Origin of the sequence: Dolichospermum planctonicum (assembly GCF_005402965.1) — a bacterium.
Lineage (GTDB): Bacteria > Cyanobacteriota > Cyanobacteriia > Cyanobacteriales > Nostocaceae > Dolichospermum > Dolichospermum planctonicum.
In genome coordinates this window covers 32,441-48,161 of record NZ_BJCF01000037.1, presented here as the reverse complement: position 1 = coordinate 48,161, position 15,721 = coordinate 32,441, and the positions used below count along the sequence as shown (strand labels likewise).

The 15,721-nt window shown below is 37.9% G+C and carries 15 protein-coding genes and 1 pseudogene; 10 read left to right on the top strand and 6 right to left on the bottom strand.

Features of this window, described 5'->3' with window-relative positions; all coding sequences use genetic code 11:
* The 3 genes and pseudogenes from FFO06_RS15390 to FFO06_RS15380 all read right to left on the bottom strand — a co-directional run.
* A pseudogene (locus FFO06_RS15390) lies at positions 1–229 on the bottom strand (hypothetical protein); the annotation flags it as partial.
* A 348-nt stretch (positions 230–577) separates the two neighbouring features.
* A complete protein-coding gene (locus FFO06_RS15385; RefSeq protein ID WP_137908823.1) occupies positions 578–2,167 on the bottom strand; it encodes a B12-binding domain-containing radical SAM protein in 1,590 nt (529 codons plus the stop codon).
* Positions 2,168–2,362: 195 nt separating this feature from the next.
* Positions 2,363–3,958 (bottom strand): B12-binding domain-containing radical SAM protein, encoded by a 1,596-nt coding sequence (locus tag FFO06_RS15380; protein WP_137908822.1) that lies wholly within the window; start codon positions 3,956–3,958, stop codon positions 2,363–2,365.
* 150 nt (positions 3,959–4,108) lie between these two features.
* Between FFO06_RS15380 and FFO06_RS15375 the strand changes: the two genes are divergently transcribed.
* From FFO06_RS15375 to FFO06_RS15360, 4 genes are all read left to right on the top strand, one after another.
* On the top strand, positions 4,109–4,825 hold the full coding sequence (locus FFO06_RS15375; RefSeq protein ID WP_137908821.1) for a ParA family protein: 717 nt from the start codon (positions 4,109–4,111) through the stop codon (positions 4,823–4,825).
* Positions 4,826–4,830: 5 nt separating this feature from the next.
* Complete coding sequence (locus tag FFO06_RS15370; RefSeq protein ID WP_137908820.1) at positions 4,831–5,337, top strand: hypothetical protein; 507 nt, start codon at positions 4,831–4,833, stop codon at positions 5,335–5,337.
* Between the two features lie 9 nt (positions 5,338–5,346).
* Positions 5,347–5,811 carry a restriction endonuclease gene (locus tag FFO06_RS15365; protein WP_137908819.1) on the top strand — a complete coding sequence of 155 codons (465 nt, stop codon included), beginning with the start codon at positions 5,347–5,349 and terminating at the stop codon, positions 5,809–5,811.
* A gap of 316 nt (positions 5,812–6,127) precedes the next feature.
* The gene (locus FFO06_RS15360; protein ID WP_137908818.1) at positions 6,128–6,427 is read left to right on the top strand and encodes a nucleotidyltransferase domain-containing protein; all 300 of its coding nucleotides are present in this window, start codon (positions 6,128–6,130) and stop codon (positions 6,425–6,427) included.
* 294 nt (positions 6,428–6,721) lie between these two features.
* On the opposite strand, the gene FFO06_RS15350 is transcribed toward FFO06_RS15360, so the two are convergent.
* Positions 6,722–7,063 (bottom strand): type II toxin-antitoxin system PemK/MazF family toxin, encoded by a 342-nt coding sequence (locus FFO06_RS15350; protein WP_137908817.1) that lies wholly within the window; start codon positions 7,061–7,063, stop codon positions 6,722–6,724.
* Positions 7,063–7,308, bottom strand: a complete 246-nt coding sequence (locus tag FFO06_RS15345) for a toxin-antitoxin system protein (RefSeq protein ID WP_137908816.1) — start codon at positions 7,306–7,308, stop codon at positions 7,063–7,065. Before FFO06_RS15345 ends, FFO06_RS15350 begins: the two co-directional genes overlap by 1 nt.
* Before the next feature lie 490 nt (positions 7,309–7,798).
* Here FFO06_RS15345 and FFO06_RS15340 point away from each other — a divergent pair, with 490 nt between their 5' ends.
* Positions 7,799–8,713 carry a CgnE/CgnB domain-containing protein gene (locus FFO06_RS15340; RefSeq protein WP_137908815.1) on the top strand — a complete coding sequence of 305 codons (915 nt, stop codon included), beginning with the start codon at positions 7,799–7,801 and terminating at the stop codon, positions 8,711–8,713.
* 166 nt (positions 8,714–8,879) lie between these two features.
* Here FFO06_RS15340 and FFO06_RS15335 read toward each other — a convergent pair whose 3' ends face one another.
* Positions 8,880–9,575 (bottom strand): methyltransferase domain-containing protein, encoded by a 696-nt coding sequence (locus FFO06_RS15335; protein ID WP_137908814.1) that lies wholly within the window; start codon positions 9,573–9,575, stop codon positions 8,880–8,882.
* A gap of 748 nt (positions 9,576–10,323) precedes the next feature.
* Here FFO06_RS15335 and FFO06_RS15330 point away from each other — a divergent pair.
* The 5 genes from FFO06_RS15330 (at position 10,324) to gntT (ending at position 15,453) form a co-directional block, all read left to right on the top strand.
* Positions 10,324–11,238 carry a CgnE/CgnB domain-containing protein gene (locus tag FFO06_RS15330; RefSeq protein WP_137908813.1) on the top strand — a complete coding sequence of 305 codons (915 nt, stop codon included), beginning with the start codon at positions 10,324–10,326 and terminating at the stop codon, positions 11,236–11,238.
* Between the two features lie 19 nt (positions 11,239–11,257).
* Positions 11,258–12,484, top strand: a complete 1,227-nt coding sequence (locus tag FFO06_RS15325; protein ID WP_137908812.1) for a macrolide family glycosyltransferase — start codon at positions 11,258–11,260, stop codon at positions 12,482–12,484.
* A 50-nt stretch (positions 12,485–12,534) separates the two neighbouring features.
* Positions 12,535–13,323, top strand: coding sequence for a phytanoyl-CoA dioxygenase family protein (locus FFO06_RS15320; protein ID WP_137908811.1), 789 nt, complete (start codon positions 12,535–12,537; stop codon positions 13,321–13,323).
* Positions 13,324–13,360: 37 nt separating this feature from the next.
* On the top strand, positions 13,361–13,915 hold the full coding sequence (locus FFO06_RS15315; protein ID WP_137908810.1) for a class I SAM-dependent methyltransferase: 555 nt from the start codon (positions 13,361–13,363) through the stop codon (positions 13,913–13,915).
* 170 nt (positions 13,916–14,085) lie between these two features.
* Positions 14,086–15,453, top strand: a complete 1,368-nt coding sequence (gene gntT, locus FFO06_RS15310) for a guanitoxin biosynthesis MATE family efflux transporter GntT (protein ID WP_137908809.1) — start codon at positions 14,086–14,088, stop codon at positions 15,451–15,453.
* Positions 15,454–15,721: the final 268 nt, after the last annotated feature.

Sequence of the window (15,721 nt, the reverse complement as noted above, 5' to 3'; positions counted from 1 at the left end):
TGGCATAAGCCCCATTGGCATTGCCAAGAATGCTACTATCTAAAATCTCAATTTGCGGAAGTTGACTAAAATCACCAGATAGCCACTGTAAACGCAGAATTTCCGCACCGCTACGGTTGTATTGTGTCCCAAAAGCGGTATCAAATAAATTCCAGAAGTTGTCTAAATCGGCAAAGGTGCTGAGTTGGTTATATGTCAGCTTCAGGGCAGAGTTGAGCAAGGTATTCATGGATTTGATGATTTATGCCTATGGAAATAATGTGACACAAATACTTACAACTGTCAATCTCTATATTCATACTACAAGTTATAATCAAGTTGTAAGCTACTATGCACCTCAAGTTTATCATCCTAAAATAGTTAAAATCTTGTGGGGTGGGCATCTTGCCCGCCAGATTTATACAAATTAAATGCAGTACAGCTTAATACTTATTGAAGTAGTCGTGCAAAATAAATTGAACGAACATTTTAAAAATCCCTAAACCAATCAATTTTGGAGGAGCAAACCCCCCAAAGTTGATAGTTCCCGGTAAACTACTATAATCAGTGCTGTTGGTAGCAGATCACCTTTTTGAGTCTAAACTAACACTTGTGCTTTTTCCTCTTCCAGCTTTACCTGAGCCTCTGCTTTCAGAAACTCAGCTACTTGAGCCTCAATTTCGTCGCGCACAATTTGACGATATTCCAAGAAATGCTCAATTTGAGCGCAAACAGATAAATAGCTACTGATACCACCAGGATTATGCTTGTACATACTCCAAAGATTACGCCAGAATTGCCAACGGGTATTACGTAACACACCTTGTCGCCAGCAAATAGTTAATAACGCCCGCAATACCTTCCAATTCAAGGGTTTTTTTGCACCCTTGCCCTTTTTTGGGTAAGTAGCTTCACCTAAAATGCGGTAGTGACGGTAAGCACGATCTAAAAATCGTGATGGTTCGTATAATTCCCAAAATGCTTCTACATATTCACTAGCAATTTCTGCTAAAGGTCTTGTAGGGACAAAATTCATCAACGTAGTTTGATTAATATTTGCAGACTTACTGCGGAGTCGGTTTTCCTTTGCTAATCTATGCCATAATGCAGTATCAGGAAGGGCTTGAAGCATACTAAATAAAGCAGTGGGAATTGATGTCTGCTCTACAAATTTGACAATTCTCGCCCCAGCCCCCGACTTTTCACCATCAAAACCAATAATAAAACCTGCCATAACTCGCAGTCCAGAGCGCGTAATCTTATATACCGCCTCACTCAATGAATCCCGCGTATTTTGAAATTTTTGAGTAAAAGCGAGGCTTTCTTCGTCAGGAGTTTCAATACCCAAGAACACAGACCCGAAATTACACCTGACCATGGCATCCATCAGTTCTTGATCTTGGGCTAAATCCACGGAAGCCTCTGTCGCAAAGGAGAAAGGATACTCATGTGCAACCATCCAAGGTTGTAGTTCTTTTAAGAATAATTTAACGTTGCGTTTATTACCAATAAAGTTATCATCTACCATGAAAATACTGCGTCGCCAACCCAATTCATAAAGATAATCAAGTTCGGCGAGGAGTTGCGCTGGTGACTTGGTGCGAGGTTTGCGACCATAGAGAACAATAATATCACAAAATTCACACTGGAAGGGACAACCACGGGAAAATTGTACTGACATTTCCGCATAAGCATCAAATTCTAGCAAATCAAAGCGCGGAATGGGAGTGTTTGTGACATCTGGTTTTTCACCACCTGAGCGGAATATGCCCGAAGATTCACCACGGCTAATTGCATCTATAAATAATGGTAAGGTAATTTCTCCTTCATCCAAAATTAAATAATCTGCACCCACATCTGTGACTTCTTGGGGTAAAGCTGTTGGATAGGGTCCACCTACTGCTACACGCTTACCGCGCCCTTTTGCTTCTTGAATCTGTGCCAGTAAATCCTCTTTTTGGACAATCATTGCTGATAAAATCACTAAATCAGCCCAAGCCCATTCTGCTGCTGTAATTTGGCGAATATTCCGGTCTACTAGCTTAAAATTCCACTCTTGGGGTAAAATGGCGGCCACTGTCACCAAACCCAAAGGTGGTAACATGGCTTTGCGGTCTAGTAAAGCTAGTGTTTTTTCAAAAGACCAAAAACTTTTCGGAAACAGTGGATATATTAGTAAAACATTCATGATATTAATTGTCAACCCTGAATTTTGCTTGTAGTTTGATTTTAAACAAAGACTGAAGATAGGAAATATTGTTCACAAGAAAATCCCCGAAAGACATGGAAGCCACTTGGCTTTAGACGGTGGAGGAAGTGCCAACGGCGAATTTATTCGCCGAGCATAAGATATAATTGAACCGCAAGTAAGAACAACCATACTCTAAATTACTGCTTCTACTTTTTCGGCTGCTTGTTCTTTAACGAGTATATAGGGTTTTTCCGCACCTTGGGCTAAATACGCAGCTAATTGACTTTCGATTTCGTCGCGGACAATTTGCCGGTATTCCATAAAATGCTCAATGTGGGCGCAGGTAGAAACGTATTGTTCAACCACTTTCGGGTTATGCTTGAGAATACTAAAGAAGTGATGCCAGAATTTCCAGCGAGTTTGTCGTTTAAATCCTTGTCGCCAAATTACAATTAGTAAGGCTCTGACAACTACCCATTCTGGCATTTTTGCTGGTACTGTGTATTTAGCTGAACCTAACATCATAAAACAGCGATAGGTGCGGTCTAAATAGGCAACTGGGTCATATAAAGCACAGAAAGCCTCCACATATTCCCTAGCTAATTCTTCTAAAGGACGGGTAGGAATGAAGTTCATCAATGTGGTTTGATTGATGTTCCCATCTTGATTTTCCCGTAATCTTCCTTCTTTTTTCAACCGATGCCACAATGCAGTGTTGGGTAATGCTTGTAACATAGCAAAGGTTGTAGAAGGGATGGCTGCTAATTCAGCGAAGCGGACAATGCGATCGCCTGCACCGGACTTTTCACCATCAAAGCCAATAATAAACCCAGCCATGGGTCGCAAACCTGCTTTAATAATAGTTTCTACAGATTCAGCTAAGGAACTGCGAGTATTTTGGAACTTCTTAGTTAGTTGTAAACTATCTTCATCTGGGGTTTCAATACCCAAAAATACCGCTTTAAAACCACAATCTACCATCAATTCCATCATTTCGGCATCTTGTGCCAAATCAATGGAAGCTTCTGTGTCAAAATTGAAAGGATATTGATGTTGTTCCATCCAAACTTTTAACTCTTTGAGCAACAATTTTACATTACGTTTGTTGCCAATAAAGTTATCATCTACCATGAAAACACCCCGCCGCCAACCCAACTTATAGAGATAATCTAACTCGGCTAAAAGTTGTGCAGGGGTTTTAGTTCTCGGTTTGCGTCCATATAAAACAATGATGTCGCAAAATTCGCACTGGAAGGGACAACCCCGGGAAAACTGCACCGACATCATATCATAGGCGCTGAAATCTAATAAATCAAAACGGGGAATGGGTGTAGTTGTGACATCAGGCTTTTCTGTAGCCCGGAAAACTCCAGATTTTTCTCCCCGTTGTACCGCTTCCACAAACATGGGTAAAGTAATTTCTCCCTCGTCGAGAATGAGGAAATCTGCCCCTGCTGCTTCCACTTCATGGGGTGTGGAGGTGGGATAAGGACCACCTAAAGCTACCAACTTACCGCGTTTTTTCGCTTCTCGAATTTGTGCCAATAAGTCTTGTTTTTGAACAATCATGGCAGAAAAAATCACCATATCTGCCCATGCCCACTCTTCCTCTGTGGCAGCGCGAATGTTACGATCTACAAGTTTAAATTCCCATTCTTGGGGTAAAATTGCCGCTACCGTTACTAAACCCAAAGGTGGTAATAACACCTTTCTGTCAACCAGCGCCAGAATTTTCTCATAAGACCAAAAGGTTTTTGGAAATATTGGATAAACTAGCAAAACACGCATAGTATCACCCCTCACGATTTATTTGTGATCTAACTGTAACTAAAATTCAGACTAATTGACTTTTTTCTGAATTTGCCTTGAGGATTAAATTTTCCTTTCAAAATTGAATATTTTTAGCTATACTTCATCTATCGTCAAAGCTCAGGTGTTTTGTTATGCTACAATTCAAAAATAGAACAAAAACAGGGTTTAGTTTTATTTATGAAGGTTTTATGTGTTCACCATAAAGGTGGCGTTGGCAAGACAACAACAGCAATTCATGTGACTGGAGTATTTGTTGGCAATGGTTTTAAAACTCTTCTTATTGATGGAGACTCACAAGCGGACAGTTTTAAGTTCTTCAGCGAAGGATCATTGCCCAAACCTAAAGGTGAGCATCTTACACTTCAAGAAGGTATGCTCACTGTTGTAAGTGAGCGAGATGATAAAAATCCAACTCGTTTGGCAACAAGTATAGGGAAGGTTGCGAATGATAAGTCATTCGAGCATATAGTTGTTGATATTGCTACAGACTTACCTAACATCTTCAATATTCTCTTTGAAGTTAAACCAGATTTGGTTTTGCTAGGAGTGAAACGGGATGATATTGGTTCTTTTGTACACTTAAATGATATGCTCTTGGCTTTAAAGCAAGCTAGTCCTGTAATCGGTTCTCCCGTACGTGTAAAGGTGTTGCCCATTGGAGTTGAACAGGCTGATTTTAAGAAGTATGTTGACAATGACTTCAGTGATTATGAAGTGCTTAAGCCTGTTGAGTGGATTCCAATCCAAGCAGGTACAGCAGTTTTCATCAATTATGACTATTTGTGGAGCGAACCTGGTTACGAACATCTTTGGGAATACTACGAACAAGCGGTTATGGAGTAACCAAAATGGCAGAAATTCAACAACACCCTTCTACCTTACCACCTAAAAAGGTTCGAGATCCTAATCTCGCGGAGCGCAATAAAGATGAGTTAAAGCAAACGCAACATGAATATATTGCTGGAATTGCTAAGTCAGCTGCTCATGAATCACTGCGTCAAGGAACAATGCATCCTACATCGTTGCGTATTGGGAAAGACGGAAAAAGTAGGCTCTGTGAATTGGAAAAACGGTTACTCATAGAGGAGAATATTTTACTTAATATGGCACTTGCTTACGCATACACTGAGGCAAAGCAAAGAAAATTATCTGCTGAAGAGCTACGATTACGCATTGAGTCTATGCAATTAGATGAGGAGTATGTTTCTTTGAAAATTCATGAGCCAGTGCTAAATATCTTACTTGAGTGCAGTATTAAAGATGCAGATGCCCAGTTTGTTTATTTGAATGCGGGTCTTGATCTACTTTACTCTCGTCTAGTCTCAAATGATTTGCCATCTGTGATTTGGAAATAATTGCACTGTATGGATCAGTATCAGTATAATGCATATAATATTGCGTTGGGCATTATAAGAACTAGCTCAAGGCGAAAACAGGAAATAGGGCGCAATTTTGCACAAATTTTAGGTTTTAATCCTGGACCTCGTGGTCCTGATGGTGGTATAGATGGAGTGATGTTTGATGAAAATAATCGCTTAGTTTACTTTCAGAGCAAACTTAGTCACTCAGAACTCAATGTTGATCATGCCAAGCTTTTATATGCTGATATAATGTATCATCATGCAGTGGTTTGCATAATGCTCGCAGGGAAAGGATATAAGAAGACTTTTGCCAAAAGATTATTTAAGCATCCTCACATTGAAGAAGTAAATATTCATCTTTTGACTTTATTTGATGTGTTGGCAAAAACTGACGACTTTCATAAAGCGGTGCAAGATATTCCAAAACTTAGCCTGATAGAGAAGATTGACTGGAGGCAATTTCGATAATTCTGATCTTGCAATACTTAAAATTCCATAGTATAATCGCCCTTTTTGTAGAATTACATTTTAAGTACAACGACAAAATTAATTACATATTGGTTAGTTACTAATTCTTTGCCAATCAAGGATTTCAGACTATATTTTTGTGTAATTAATTTTGTCCTATTACTCATTAACGCACCTTTTTTATTTGCATGAGAGTGATATCTGCGACCAAATAAGCGATAGCGTAAGCACTGACTTGTCAGTTCGCCCCTCTACAATAAAACCAAGATTTGCAATCATTTTCCTTTTCCTGTCCATGAATATTCACCTTTAGCCTATTCTCACTCGCCTAAAAAAAGAACTTTATGACCTGTATGGCGATCGCTTGCAACACCTTACCCTCTTTGGTTCTCAAGCCCGTGGTGATGCAGAACCCGGATCAGATATAGATGTGTTGGTGGTGCTGAAGTCTCCTGTTAACCCCGGTGAAGAAATCAAACGCACAGGTAAAGCGATCGCTGATCTTTCCCTAGATTATGATGTTGTCATTAGCTGTCTTTTCATGGATGAAACCCACTATCAAACCCGCAACGGCTCTTTGCTGCGTAATATCCGTAAAGAAGGCGTTCTTCTATGACCGACGAACAACGGGAACTCCTCCTCAAAGCCCAACAGAGTTGAGAAGCTGCAAAACTCCTACTTGCCAACAACTCCCCAGACTACGCCATGTTCTACATTGCAGAAGCATTTTTAGAAGGTAAGGGACTTTCATTTTCCAAACATTCAGCCGTTATTGCTGCGTGGTTTATTCTTTCTTAACCTCTGCCTTTTTGATTTGCATCAGGGCGATCGCTGTGGTGAGGAAAGCGATTACCATGAGATAAACTAGAGGAGAGCGATCGCAATTTTCTTTTAAATAGTCAGCAATAAACTACAATCCCATCAAAATTTTTAGTCTGTCTTCCACTTCTGCTAGTGTCCCTGAAGACACATTTCCCCAGCACTTATCCAGACGTTCCACAGAGATTGATCTAACGTCTTCACATTTAATAAAACTTTGGGTTTTCATCCCTCCCTCTGGAGAGTTAATTTTTACGTGAAAGGGGATTCCTTTATCTTTCGATGTAATCGGTAACACAACTACTAAACCAGATGCACCTTGATTAAATAGATCCACTGAAATAATTAAACAAGGGCGTTTACCAGCTTGTTCATGTCCGCGCACAGGATTAAGGTCTACTAGCCATATCTCCCCTCTAGCGATTTGTGCCACTAACCTTCAACCCCGTCCGCTATAGTTTGCTCCCATAACTGTCTCTCAGAAACCTCCTCTTGCCACAGTGTTTCATTCTGCCTTAAAACAGTAAAAGCTTCATTGGCTCGTGTCAGAAACAAAGACCTGCGATAATTCTCAATAGCTCGATCTAAAACTGATTGAATTGTCTCACCAGAGTCCTCTACCATTGTTAGTAGAGTTTTATGTGTGGTTTCACTGATACTAACTTTTAGCTCAGGCATGACTTGTTCTCATAACTCACTAACCAATTATTATAGCAGTTGCCAGGGCGATACCTTCGGTAAGCTTCGCTAACGCATGAGATAAACGCAAATAAGCGCAGATAAAAAGGGATGTGTTGAGTTTAAATTAGGACTTAGGCACAGGTTACTAAAAACGAACCACGCCAGAACACAGAGATCACAGAGGAATGAGAGTTTGAGAGGGTTTTTGCGTAAGTCCTATTATAATTAATCGCCTTCATCTTTCTGTGCAGCCGCACATAAATTCGGTCTGAGAATATTGCCAGGAAAATTTATGAACTTCTATGATAAGCTAAATGGAGCGATCGCCCAAAATCAAAGTTTACTGTTTATAGGACTAGCTCCTTATCCAGAAATGCTCCCTGAGTGATATTCCCAGAAATCACATCCCAATACTATGATTGTCTCGACGTTCAAAAATAAAGCTTAGTAATTTTTATCACCAATCAAAGCAGGAACAAAGTTCTAAATGAATGCCATACGTTTTCATTATTCCTTAGTTAATAAAAAAATTCCTATCCTTGTTGATAGCAATGATCTTAATTATTATTTTCAAGAGCAAGGATATCAAACTATTTTATTTGATGATTACGATTTTGCTAGTCAACAATTAGCATTTGCTGTAATTTCAGATTATAGATATCATGATCGACTTATACAGCTATCTCATAATTCCAAAAGTACGATTATCCATCTACTAGCAGTTAGGTATGATATAAATCCTCAAATTCTCGCTTATTCATTCGAGCAACTTCTCTCTTGTGATCTAACACAAGTATTAGAGTTAAGAGCTAACACTTATGAGCAAATTGCTGAAGTGGAAGATGAATTATATTTATCTGATCAGAGAGGGACTAAATTAAAGTGCTTATTGTCAGAAAGTTTAGAAGTTATAAATACTGAAGATGAGTTAGAACCAGGATCGTTTTACTCCATTTCTGAAATGCTAGAAAGCGGAATAGTCAATATTCAAAGTGATAAATCAAGTTTTTCACTAGATGGAACTTTCTTTTTTGATGGCATAATTTACGCTTGTGCAAACCCACAAGTGAGAGAACGTCACCAGGATGCTTTGACATATTTACTTGAGAAGGTCAATTCAAGTCAAGAAAAATATATTCATATCGAAGATAATACTATAACTCATCTCATTTTAGATGGTAGGGATGAAACTTCCATATTACTGGAAATGGATTATGGTTTAGAACGTAACTTGAGTTTTACTGAGATAGGCTTTGGCTGTAACAAAAATATTGAAAAAAATCTGAATTGGCAGATAAACTCCATTATGAATCAAGGAGTATATGGAACGCATATAGGAATAGGTATGGCACAGAAATCTCCCTATATTGATTTTATTTCTCAAAGTATAAAGATTATTTAATGCCGGGAGAGGGTTGGGGAAGGGGTTATTGTATTTTTTTGTGCTACGCATCTTTGCAAAACATCCTTTTTTTTTGACTGTAGCTCTAAACCCTGAAACTTTAGTTTCTTGTCTGTTCCCTGTTCCCTGCTCCCTGTTCCCTTTTTTGTAAAAGTTGTGTCAATTTTTATTCTTTTGTCTCAAACATGGGATCGAATAAGACAACACCATGAAGATAAGGAAACATGGCCTGTGTCGGAAGACGATCTTGGTTTTTTGCAAAAACATACCAAGTTTGTCTAGGACGAAACCAGGGGATGGAAATTCCCACAAGCCCAGCATCTTGTGCTAACTTTTTAATTGTCGCTGGACGAATTGTTACACATAGAGGATATTCCCAACCATCTCCTTCCATGTCAGAATCCCCCTCCATAAAAGTAGCAACGATAAGACCATCAGGTTTCAAATGTTGAGCAAAGTTTTGTAAACAAAGACTTACTAAATTAGTCCTAGTATGAGTTAATACGGACTGTGCGAGGATAAAATCAAAATCGCTTTCAAATTCAGCTAAAGAGAACTTATCGTTATAACTAAAACACGGTTTTTTGATGCGAAGGAGATCCTCTCCAACTTGGAACTTTATAGCATCCTCGATTAACCACTTGTTGGGTTCTACCCCGTAATAACAACCTTCATCAAGGTAAGGTAGAAAAAGCCGACCTGCACGGAGCGAACCACAGCCAAAATCAAGCAATTTATGCTGAGATCGGAGACCTAATGTACAAAGCAACCGAAATTGAGACGCTCCCATGAAATCGTACTCTTTTGCTGGTCCTACATAATCATTGTAGTTTTCTCCAGCAGTTATTTTTAGATTCGCCATTGATATTTTTAAATTAATAAAGGTATTCTGCTAGGATAGCAGGCTACGAGTTGATCATATCCAAGTAATTTCAGGAATCAAACCGGATATTTATATGATGATTAATACGCTTTTTGTCATCAGCTTATTCTATTAATAATTTACCAGTAATAGTCATACCCAAACGCTGAAGATAATTGGCAAATAAACCATAAAAGTCAATGCTTATAGGCTGAATATTAGTCACGAGAAGGCAGAGCTTGTTAGAATAACGAGATAATACAAGTTATATTCATTGGCATAGTTGTATTGTGCAAGCGGACTGTGATATAAAGGTTTTTTTGACTTAAAAACTGCAAATTAAACGTTAATTATCTAATCCATCTTTATTTATTAAAAAATGTAAATATTTTGGACATTGATCTTGTTAAATCAAACTGATGCTGATATGGTGATATCAACGAGTTAAAAAACAACTCGCAAATTAGTAGCTAAAATTGCAAATTTTCAGGAGCAACTAAAATGAACGCTAAGAAAACACAAAAACGTAAACTTGAACAAGTTAACAAAGAAACCCGCAGCAATCTGGGCAATGTTTACTGGTAATAATTTGCTGAATATTACTTAGTAATGTAAGTATTTACAGGTTCTAAGACTAGTCTAAGCACTTGGACAACAATTCTAAGAATTGTTGTCCAAACTTATTAACTTTTCACACTTAATTAAGATATCTTGAAGACAATAAAGTTTTGTAATTCGTTAAATAAATATGCACATCTTAGAGTTTTATCAAGCTTTTCTTCAAAGACAGATGCCAATTATTGTTGATAGTAATGAAATTCATACTTACTCTCAGGAGCAAGGATATAAAACTATTTTTTTTGATGATTATGACTTTAAGAGTAAACAAACAGCCTTTTTAATCTTTTCAGATTATAGCTACTATTACAAACTTAAACAACTCTGGCATGATTCTCAAAGTACCATAGTACATTTACCAGCAGTAAAATTTGATGGGAGCTTACCTGTAATTGAATATTCTTTTAATCAGCTATTATCAGGTGATATTGAACAAGCATTAGCAATTCGAGATATTTTATATGATAAAATAGCTGAAAGTGAAAGTGAGTTATATTTATCAGACTCAAGAGGAAGCAAGCTCAAATGCTCTTTAGGTGAGAATATAGAAATAGCTAATGCTGATGTGGAACTGGAGTCAGGATGGTTTTACTCTGTGGCTGAGTTCTGGGAAAGTTCAGTAGTGAATACAAAAGCAAATAAATCCAGCTTTTCTGTAGATGGAACTTTCTATTTTGATGGCATATTAACCCAGACTACAACTCAAGAAACAAAAGATTATAATTGCCAGCCTTTGCAATATATTACAGATAGGGTGAAATTAAGTCAAGAAAAATATCTAGAAATAGAAGATAATGCCATAACTCATCTGATCATAGATGGTCAAGATGAGACTGCTGCATTATTAGATATGACTTACAACTTAGAAAGAGGTTTAAATCTGACAGAAATAGCCTTTGGTGCTAATAAAAAGATTGAGGAAACAATTGATTGGTCAATAAATTCAGTTGTTAACGAAGGCATATATGGAACTCATGTAGGGATAGGAATGGCACAAAAAGCTCCCCATATTGACTTTATTTCTCAGGCTTTAAAGTGGGTTTAATTACTGAGGATTTACTATTATGGCAGATATTGCTTTCTTTGATCTTCCTAGTTATACCCGGATTGATACAACTCTAGGTTTAATTCAAGAACTCGCTGATAGAGGAGAAAAAATAGATTATTATTACTTCGATGAATTTCGAGATAAAATTGAATCAGCAGGTGCTAGATTTCAACCACTGCCTAGCATGAAACCTCCAGATTCAGATCCAACACTGCAATCGCGGTTGATAGAATATTGCTTAGATGCTGTACCAATTTTATTAGAAAATTTAAAAGTCAACCGCCCCAAATTAATTGTTTTTCATGCTAAATGCTTATGGGCTGCTATCTGTGCGGATTTACTGAATATATCTAGCGTTTGCTTCCATACCAATTTTCTTCTACCACCTCATTTTTTGCCCCCGTTACCATTGTTATTAGCAGCCTACCCAATTAATGATATTGTTAAACATTTACAAAGATTTTACCGACATCAACGACTTTGGCAGCAATTAACCCAAAAGTATGCAATAAAGACGATTACCAAAAAAGATGTATTTCAACTACAACCAAATTCTATGAATTTGCGAGGTGATTTAAATATTGTTTATACATCGGAAATGTTTCAGATCCAGCGTTCATATTTCGATGCCAGTTATATTTTTACAGGACCTTGCTACAGTGAGAGAGCAGTTGATTCTCAATTTCCTTTATTAAAGAGTGCAGAAAAACCAATTATTTATATTTCACTAGGATCGGTGACATTATATAATTCTAAAACCTTTTTTTATCAACAATGTTTACAAGCTTTTGCAAATAGTGAGTATACGGTGGTAATGTCTGTGGGGAAATTTATAGATATTGCTGAATTGGGAAACATTCCCCCTAATTTTATTGTCAGTAACTATGTACCTCAGATGCAAGTGCTTCAACAAGCTAGTGTTTTTATTACTCATGGGGGAACTAATAGCACTTGGGAGGCATTAATTCACAAAGTACCACTGGTTGTATTTCCCCAAGGAGGCGATCAATACTTAGTAGCTAATCGTGTAGAAGAATTAAATATCGGAGTATGGGTAAAACAGAAAAATATTGCTCCATTGAAATTGCGATCGCTTGTTGAACAGATTATCAAAGATGAAAAAATTCGTAGTAACGTTGATCTATTAAGTGATTCTTTGATAACATCAGGTGGCACGCAAAAAGCAGTAGATAAAATTTTAGAATTTAAACAGAGGAACAGCATTTCTCATGTTTGGCAATAGCACAAATTTTATTATCTGCATTAACTAAGTAAATTATAATTAACAGCAAAATGAAACTGACAACAGAAGCAATAAAAAGTTATGAAGAACAAGGATTTTTGTTCATTCCAGAGTGTTTTAGCCGTGAGGAAATATCAGTAATTTGTGATCAAATTCCCAATGTCATGGACGATGAAGCAGTTGGTCGTGTTTTAGAAGATGATCAAAAAACCTTACGCACTCTCTATGGAGTTCATCTCAATAACAAAATTTTCCGAGATTTAGTCCGCCACCCTCGTCTATTGGCAGTTGCACAACAACTTTTTGCGAGTGACTTGTACGTTTTCCGTAGCAAAATCGTGATGAAGCCAGCTTTTACGGGAGGAATGTGGGGATGGCATCAAGACTCTGCATTTGCACAGTATTACGAACAAATTCCCTCACCAAAAGGAGGAAATGCCATCCTTTTCTTAGATGAAGTCAATGAATTCAATGGACCAGTATATTACATACCAGGTTCTCATCAACAGGGAATACTCGAAGCGGCAAATTCTGCTTCAACTACTAACTCATCCTTAGCGATCGCTCCAGAAACAATTGCAAAATTTGCATTTCAGCAAGGAATTGTCGCACCGAAAGGTCTAGCAGGGTCGGTTTTGTTCGTACATTATGATACATTACATGGTTCCGTCGCCAACATTTCTCCCTGGGACCGCCGGAACTTTGTGATCACCTATAGCAGTATTGAGAACAGCGCCCTTCCCAACAAACAAAGACCAGCCTTCCTATCAAATCCTGATCTCACGCCATTAATAGCTCTTAGTCAAGACGAACTTGATCGCATATTTACTCAACAATAACCTTACATTAACAACAATTTATACAAAAAATACAGTTATGGGTATCACTTGGAGTCGAGTTGTAATGAACCGGGAAACGGCGAAGCTACTAGAGAATTTGCCGTTTTCAAAATGGCGAGTATTAGAAGTTTCAGGCAAGACTTGGGAAACTTTTGGGTTTCAAGAGTATGAAAATATCCACTATCCAGAATATGATATTTGTTCTACACCCTTGCCAAAAAAGTTTGATTTAATTATTGCAGAACAAGTTTTTGAGCATCTATTGTATCCCTATCGAGCCGGTCGCAATATTATTTCCATGCTTTCCCCAGGGGGGTATTTTCTCATCTCCGTTCCTTTTTTGGTAAAAATTCATAACTACCCTATAGATTGCACACGCTGGACGGAAACTGGACTCAAATACTTTCTCCATGAATGCGGATTTCCTCTAGATCACATTCAAACTGGCTCTTGGGGAAATCGCCAATGTATTATTGCTAACTTCTCTCAATGGGTCGAGTATGATCCTGTTTCTCATTCCCTAGATCAGGAAGCAGAATTTCCTTACCACGTCTGGGCATTAGCGCATTTACAGCAAGCTCAGCTTGAGTGAGGTACACCTTATGCGGGCATCTTGCCCGCACCACAAGAGTTTTATCATTAATATCTGGACTTCATAATACCGGGAACTGCTGTATAACATGAGGCTAGAATAAATATAGCAGTTGCTAGATAGATAAGAATTTACTGACAATATTGCCAAGATATTAACAATTCAGAACGATGAATTTTACAATCCCTCAAGAATATAACTTCCTATCTCGCTTTTACCGACTGGCATTTACGAATATTCTCTCTAGTATTGTTGTGCCGCTATCGGGTTTAATAGACTTAGCCTACTTGGGACATTTACCTGATATCCGTTACCTAGCGGGAGTTTCTTTAGCCACAATTCTTTTTAGCTACTTATACCGAGTTTTAAATTTTTTACGCTCTTCCAGCAATGGCATGACAGCACAAGCTGTAGGAACAGATGATCCAGAAGCCATACTATTAGTTTTACTGCGGAATGGTCTGATTGCTTTGGGGATAGGTACACTTATCCTGATTCTTCAGTACCCTTTACAACAAGTAGGGTTTACCTTCCTAGTGGGTGCAACAGAGGTAAAGGATGCAGGTCTTGACTATTTTCAGGCTCGTATTTGGGGCGCACCTGCGGTTTTACTTAACTTTGTCCTAGTTGGTTGGTTTTTTGGCCGAGAACTTAATATTTTTGTGGTGCTGATATCTGTAGTAGAAAGCCTAACTAATGTAGTGCTGGACTACTTATTTATTATTCGCTGGGGTTGGGCTAGTACAGGGGCTGGTTTAACTACAGCCATTAGCCAGTATGTGGCATTATTTATAGGTTTAATTATAGTTTGCTTCCACATTGATTGGTCAATTGTATCAGGTGTCATCCCAAAAGTCTTGGATTGGTCAGCTATTAAAGCTACCTTTAAGCTAAATGGAGATATGTTAGTGAGGAGTTTGGCCGTGGTCTCTACCTTTGCCATTTTTACTGAACTCAGTTCGGCAATGGGAACAGAGATACTAGCGGAAAATAGTGTTCTTATTCAAGCGGCAGCTTTTAATATGTTTGTTGTTCAAGGAGTGGGATTTGCCACCCAAAGCCTCACGGGAAACTTTAAGGGACAAGGTACATTACAGCAGCTACAACCATTACTAACTGTTAGTCTACTCACTAGCTTATTACTTTCAATTCCCATTGCTATCTTATATATTCTCTTTCCAGAAACTATCTTTGGACTATTAACCAACCACACTGAAGTAACTGCAAACATTTCTGACTATGTGAGATGGTTGTTACCATTTCAGGGGTTTTTTGCAGTTAATGTGATTCTGGAAGGATTCTTTGGAGGTTTAACCGCCGGAAGAACGTTACGTAATTCTGCCGTTATTTCCTTTGCAGGAGGTTTCATGCCTATAGCTATAACAGGCTGGTATTTTCACAGTAACCATCTTTTATGGTTAGCAATGATATTATTTTCAATAACCGCTATTGTGGTTTTTTCATTTAAACTATTAGATACATTTACAAGTGAGATAAAAATTCCTACCGTTTCTCCTACAACTACTGAATTAAGTTAGCTCAAAGGATAATCATAGCTCGTCAACCACGAAAATTTACTGCCTTAGAAGATGTAGATAAAATACCGGCAATTAGTGCTAGAATTTTATAAATTTATAAAATTTTAGCAAATGGGAAGGAATGATAACATTGACCGCAGATGAACACAGATAAATACAGATAAATGCAGATAGTCATGTTACCATTGATGGTAGAAAAATTGCATATCAAATTGCACGACAGTTTGGTATTTTGGTGAATGCTTTAAGGTTAAATAAAATATATTGC

Coding starts and splice junctions, on each gene's coding strand:
- FFO06_RS15345 (WP_137908816.1), bottom strand. CDS start 7,308: ATGCCTGAGCTAAAAGTTAGTATCAGTGAAACCACACATAAAACTCTA.
- FFO06_RS15320 (WP_137908811.1), top strand. CDS start 12,535: ATGAAACTGACAACAGAAGCAATAAAAAGTTATGAAGAACAAGGATTT.
- gntT (WP_137908809.1), top strand. CDS start 14,086: ATGAATTTTACAATCCCTCAAGAATATAACTTCCTATCTCGCTTTTAC.
- FFO06_RS15340 (WP_137908815.1), top strand. CDS start 7,799: ATGAATGCCATACGTTTTCATTATTCCTTAGTTAATAAAAAAATTCCT.
- FFO06_RS15330 (WP_137908813.1), top strand. CDS start 10,324: ATGCACATCTTAGAGTTTTATCAAGCTTTTCTTCAAAGACAGATGCCA.
- FFO06_RS15365 (WP_137908819.1), top strand. CDS start 5,347: ATGGATCAGTATCAGTATAATGCATATAATATTGCGTTGGGCATTATA.
- FFO06_RS15325 (WP_137908812.1), top strand. CDS start 11,258: ATGGCAGATATTGCTTTCTTTGATCTTCCTAGTTATACCCGGATTGAT.
- FFO06_RS15380 (WP_137908822.1), bottom strand. CDS start 3,958: ATGCGTGTTTTGCTAGTTTATCCAATATTTCCAAAAACCTTTTGGTCT.
- FFO06_RS15315 (WP_137908810.1), top strand. CDS start 13,361: ATGGGTATCACTTGGAGTCGAGTTGTAATGAACCGGGAAACGGCGAAG.
- FFO06_RS15370 (WP_137908820.1), top strand. CDS start 4,831: ATGGCAGAAATTCAACAACACCCTTCTACCTTACCACCTAAAAAGGTT.
- FFO06_RS15335 (WP_137908814.1), bottom strand. CDS start 9,575: ATGGCGAATCTAAAAATAACTGCTGGAGAAAACTACAATGATTATGTA.
- FFO06_RS15385 (WP_137908823.1), bottom strand. CDS start 2,167: ATGAATGTTTTACTAATATATCCACTGTTTCCGAAAAGTTTTTGGTCT.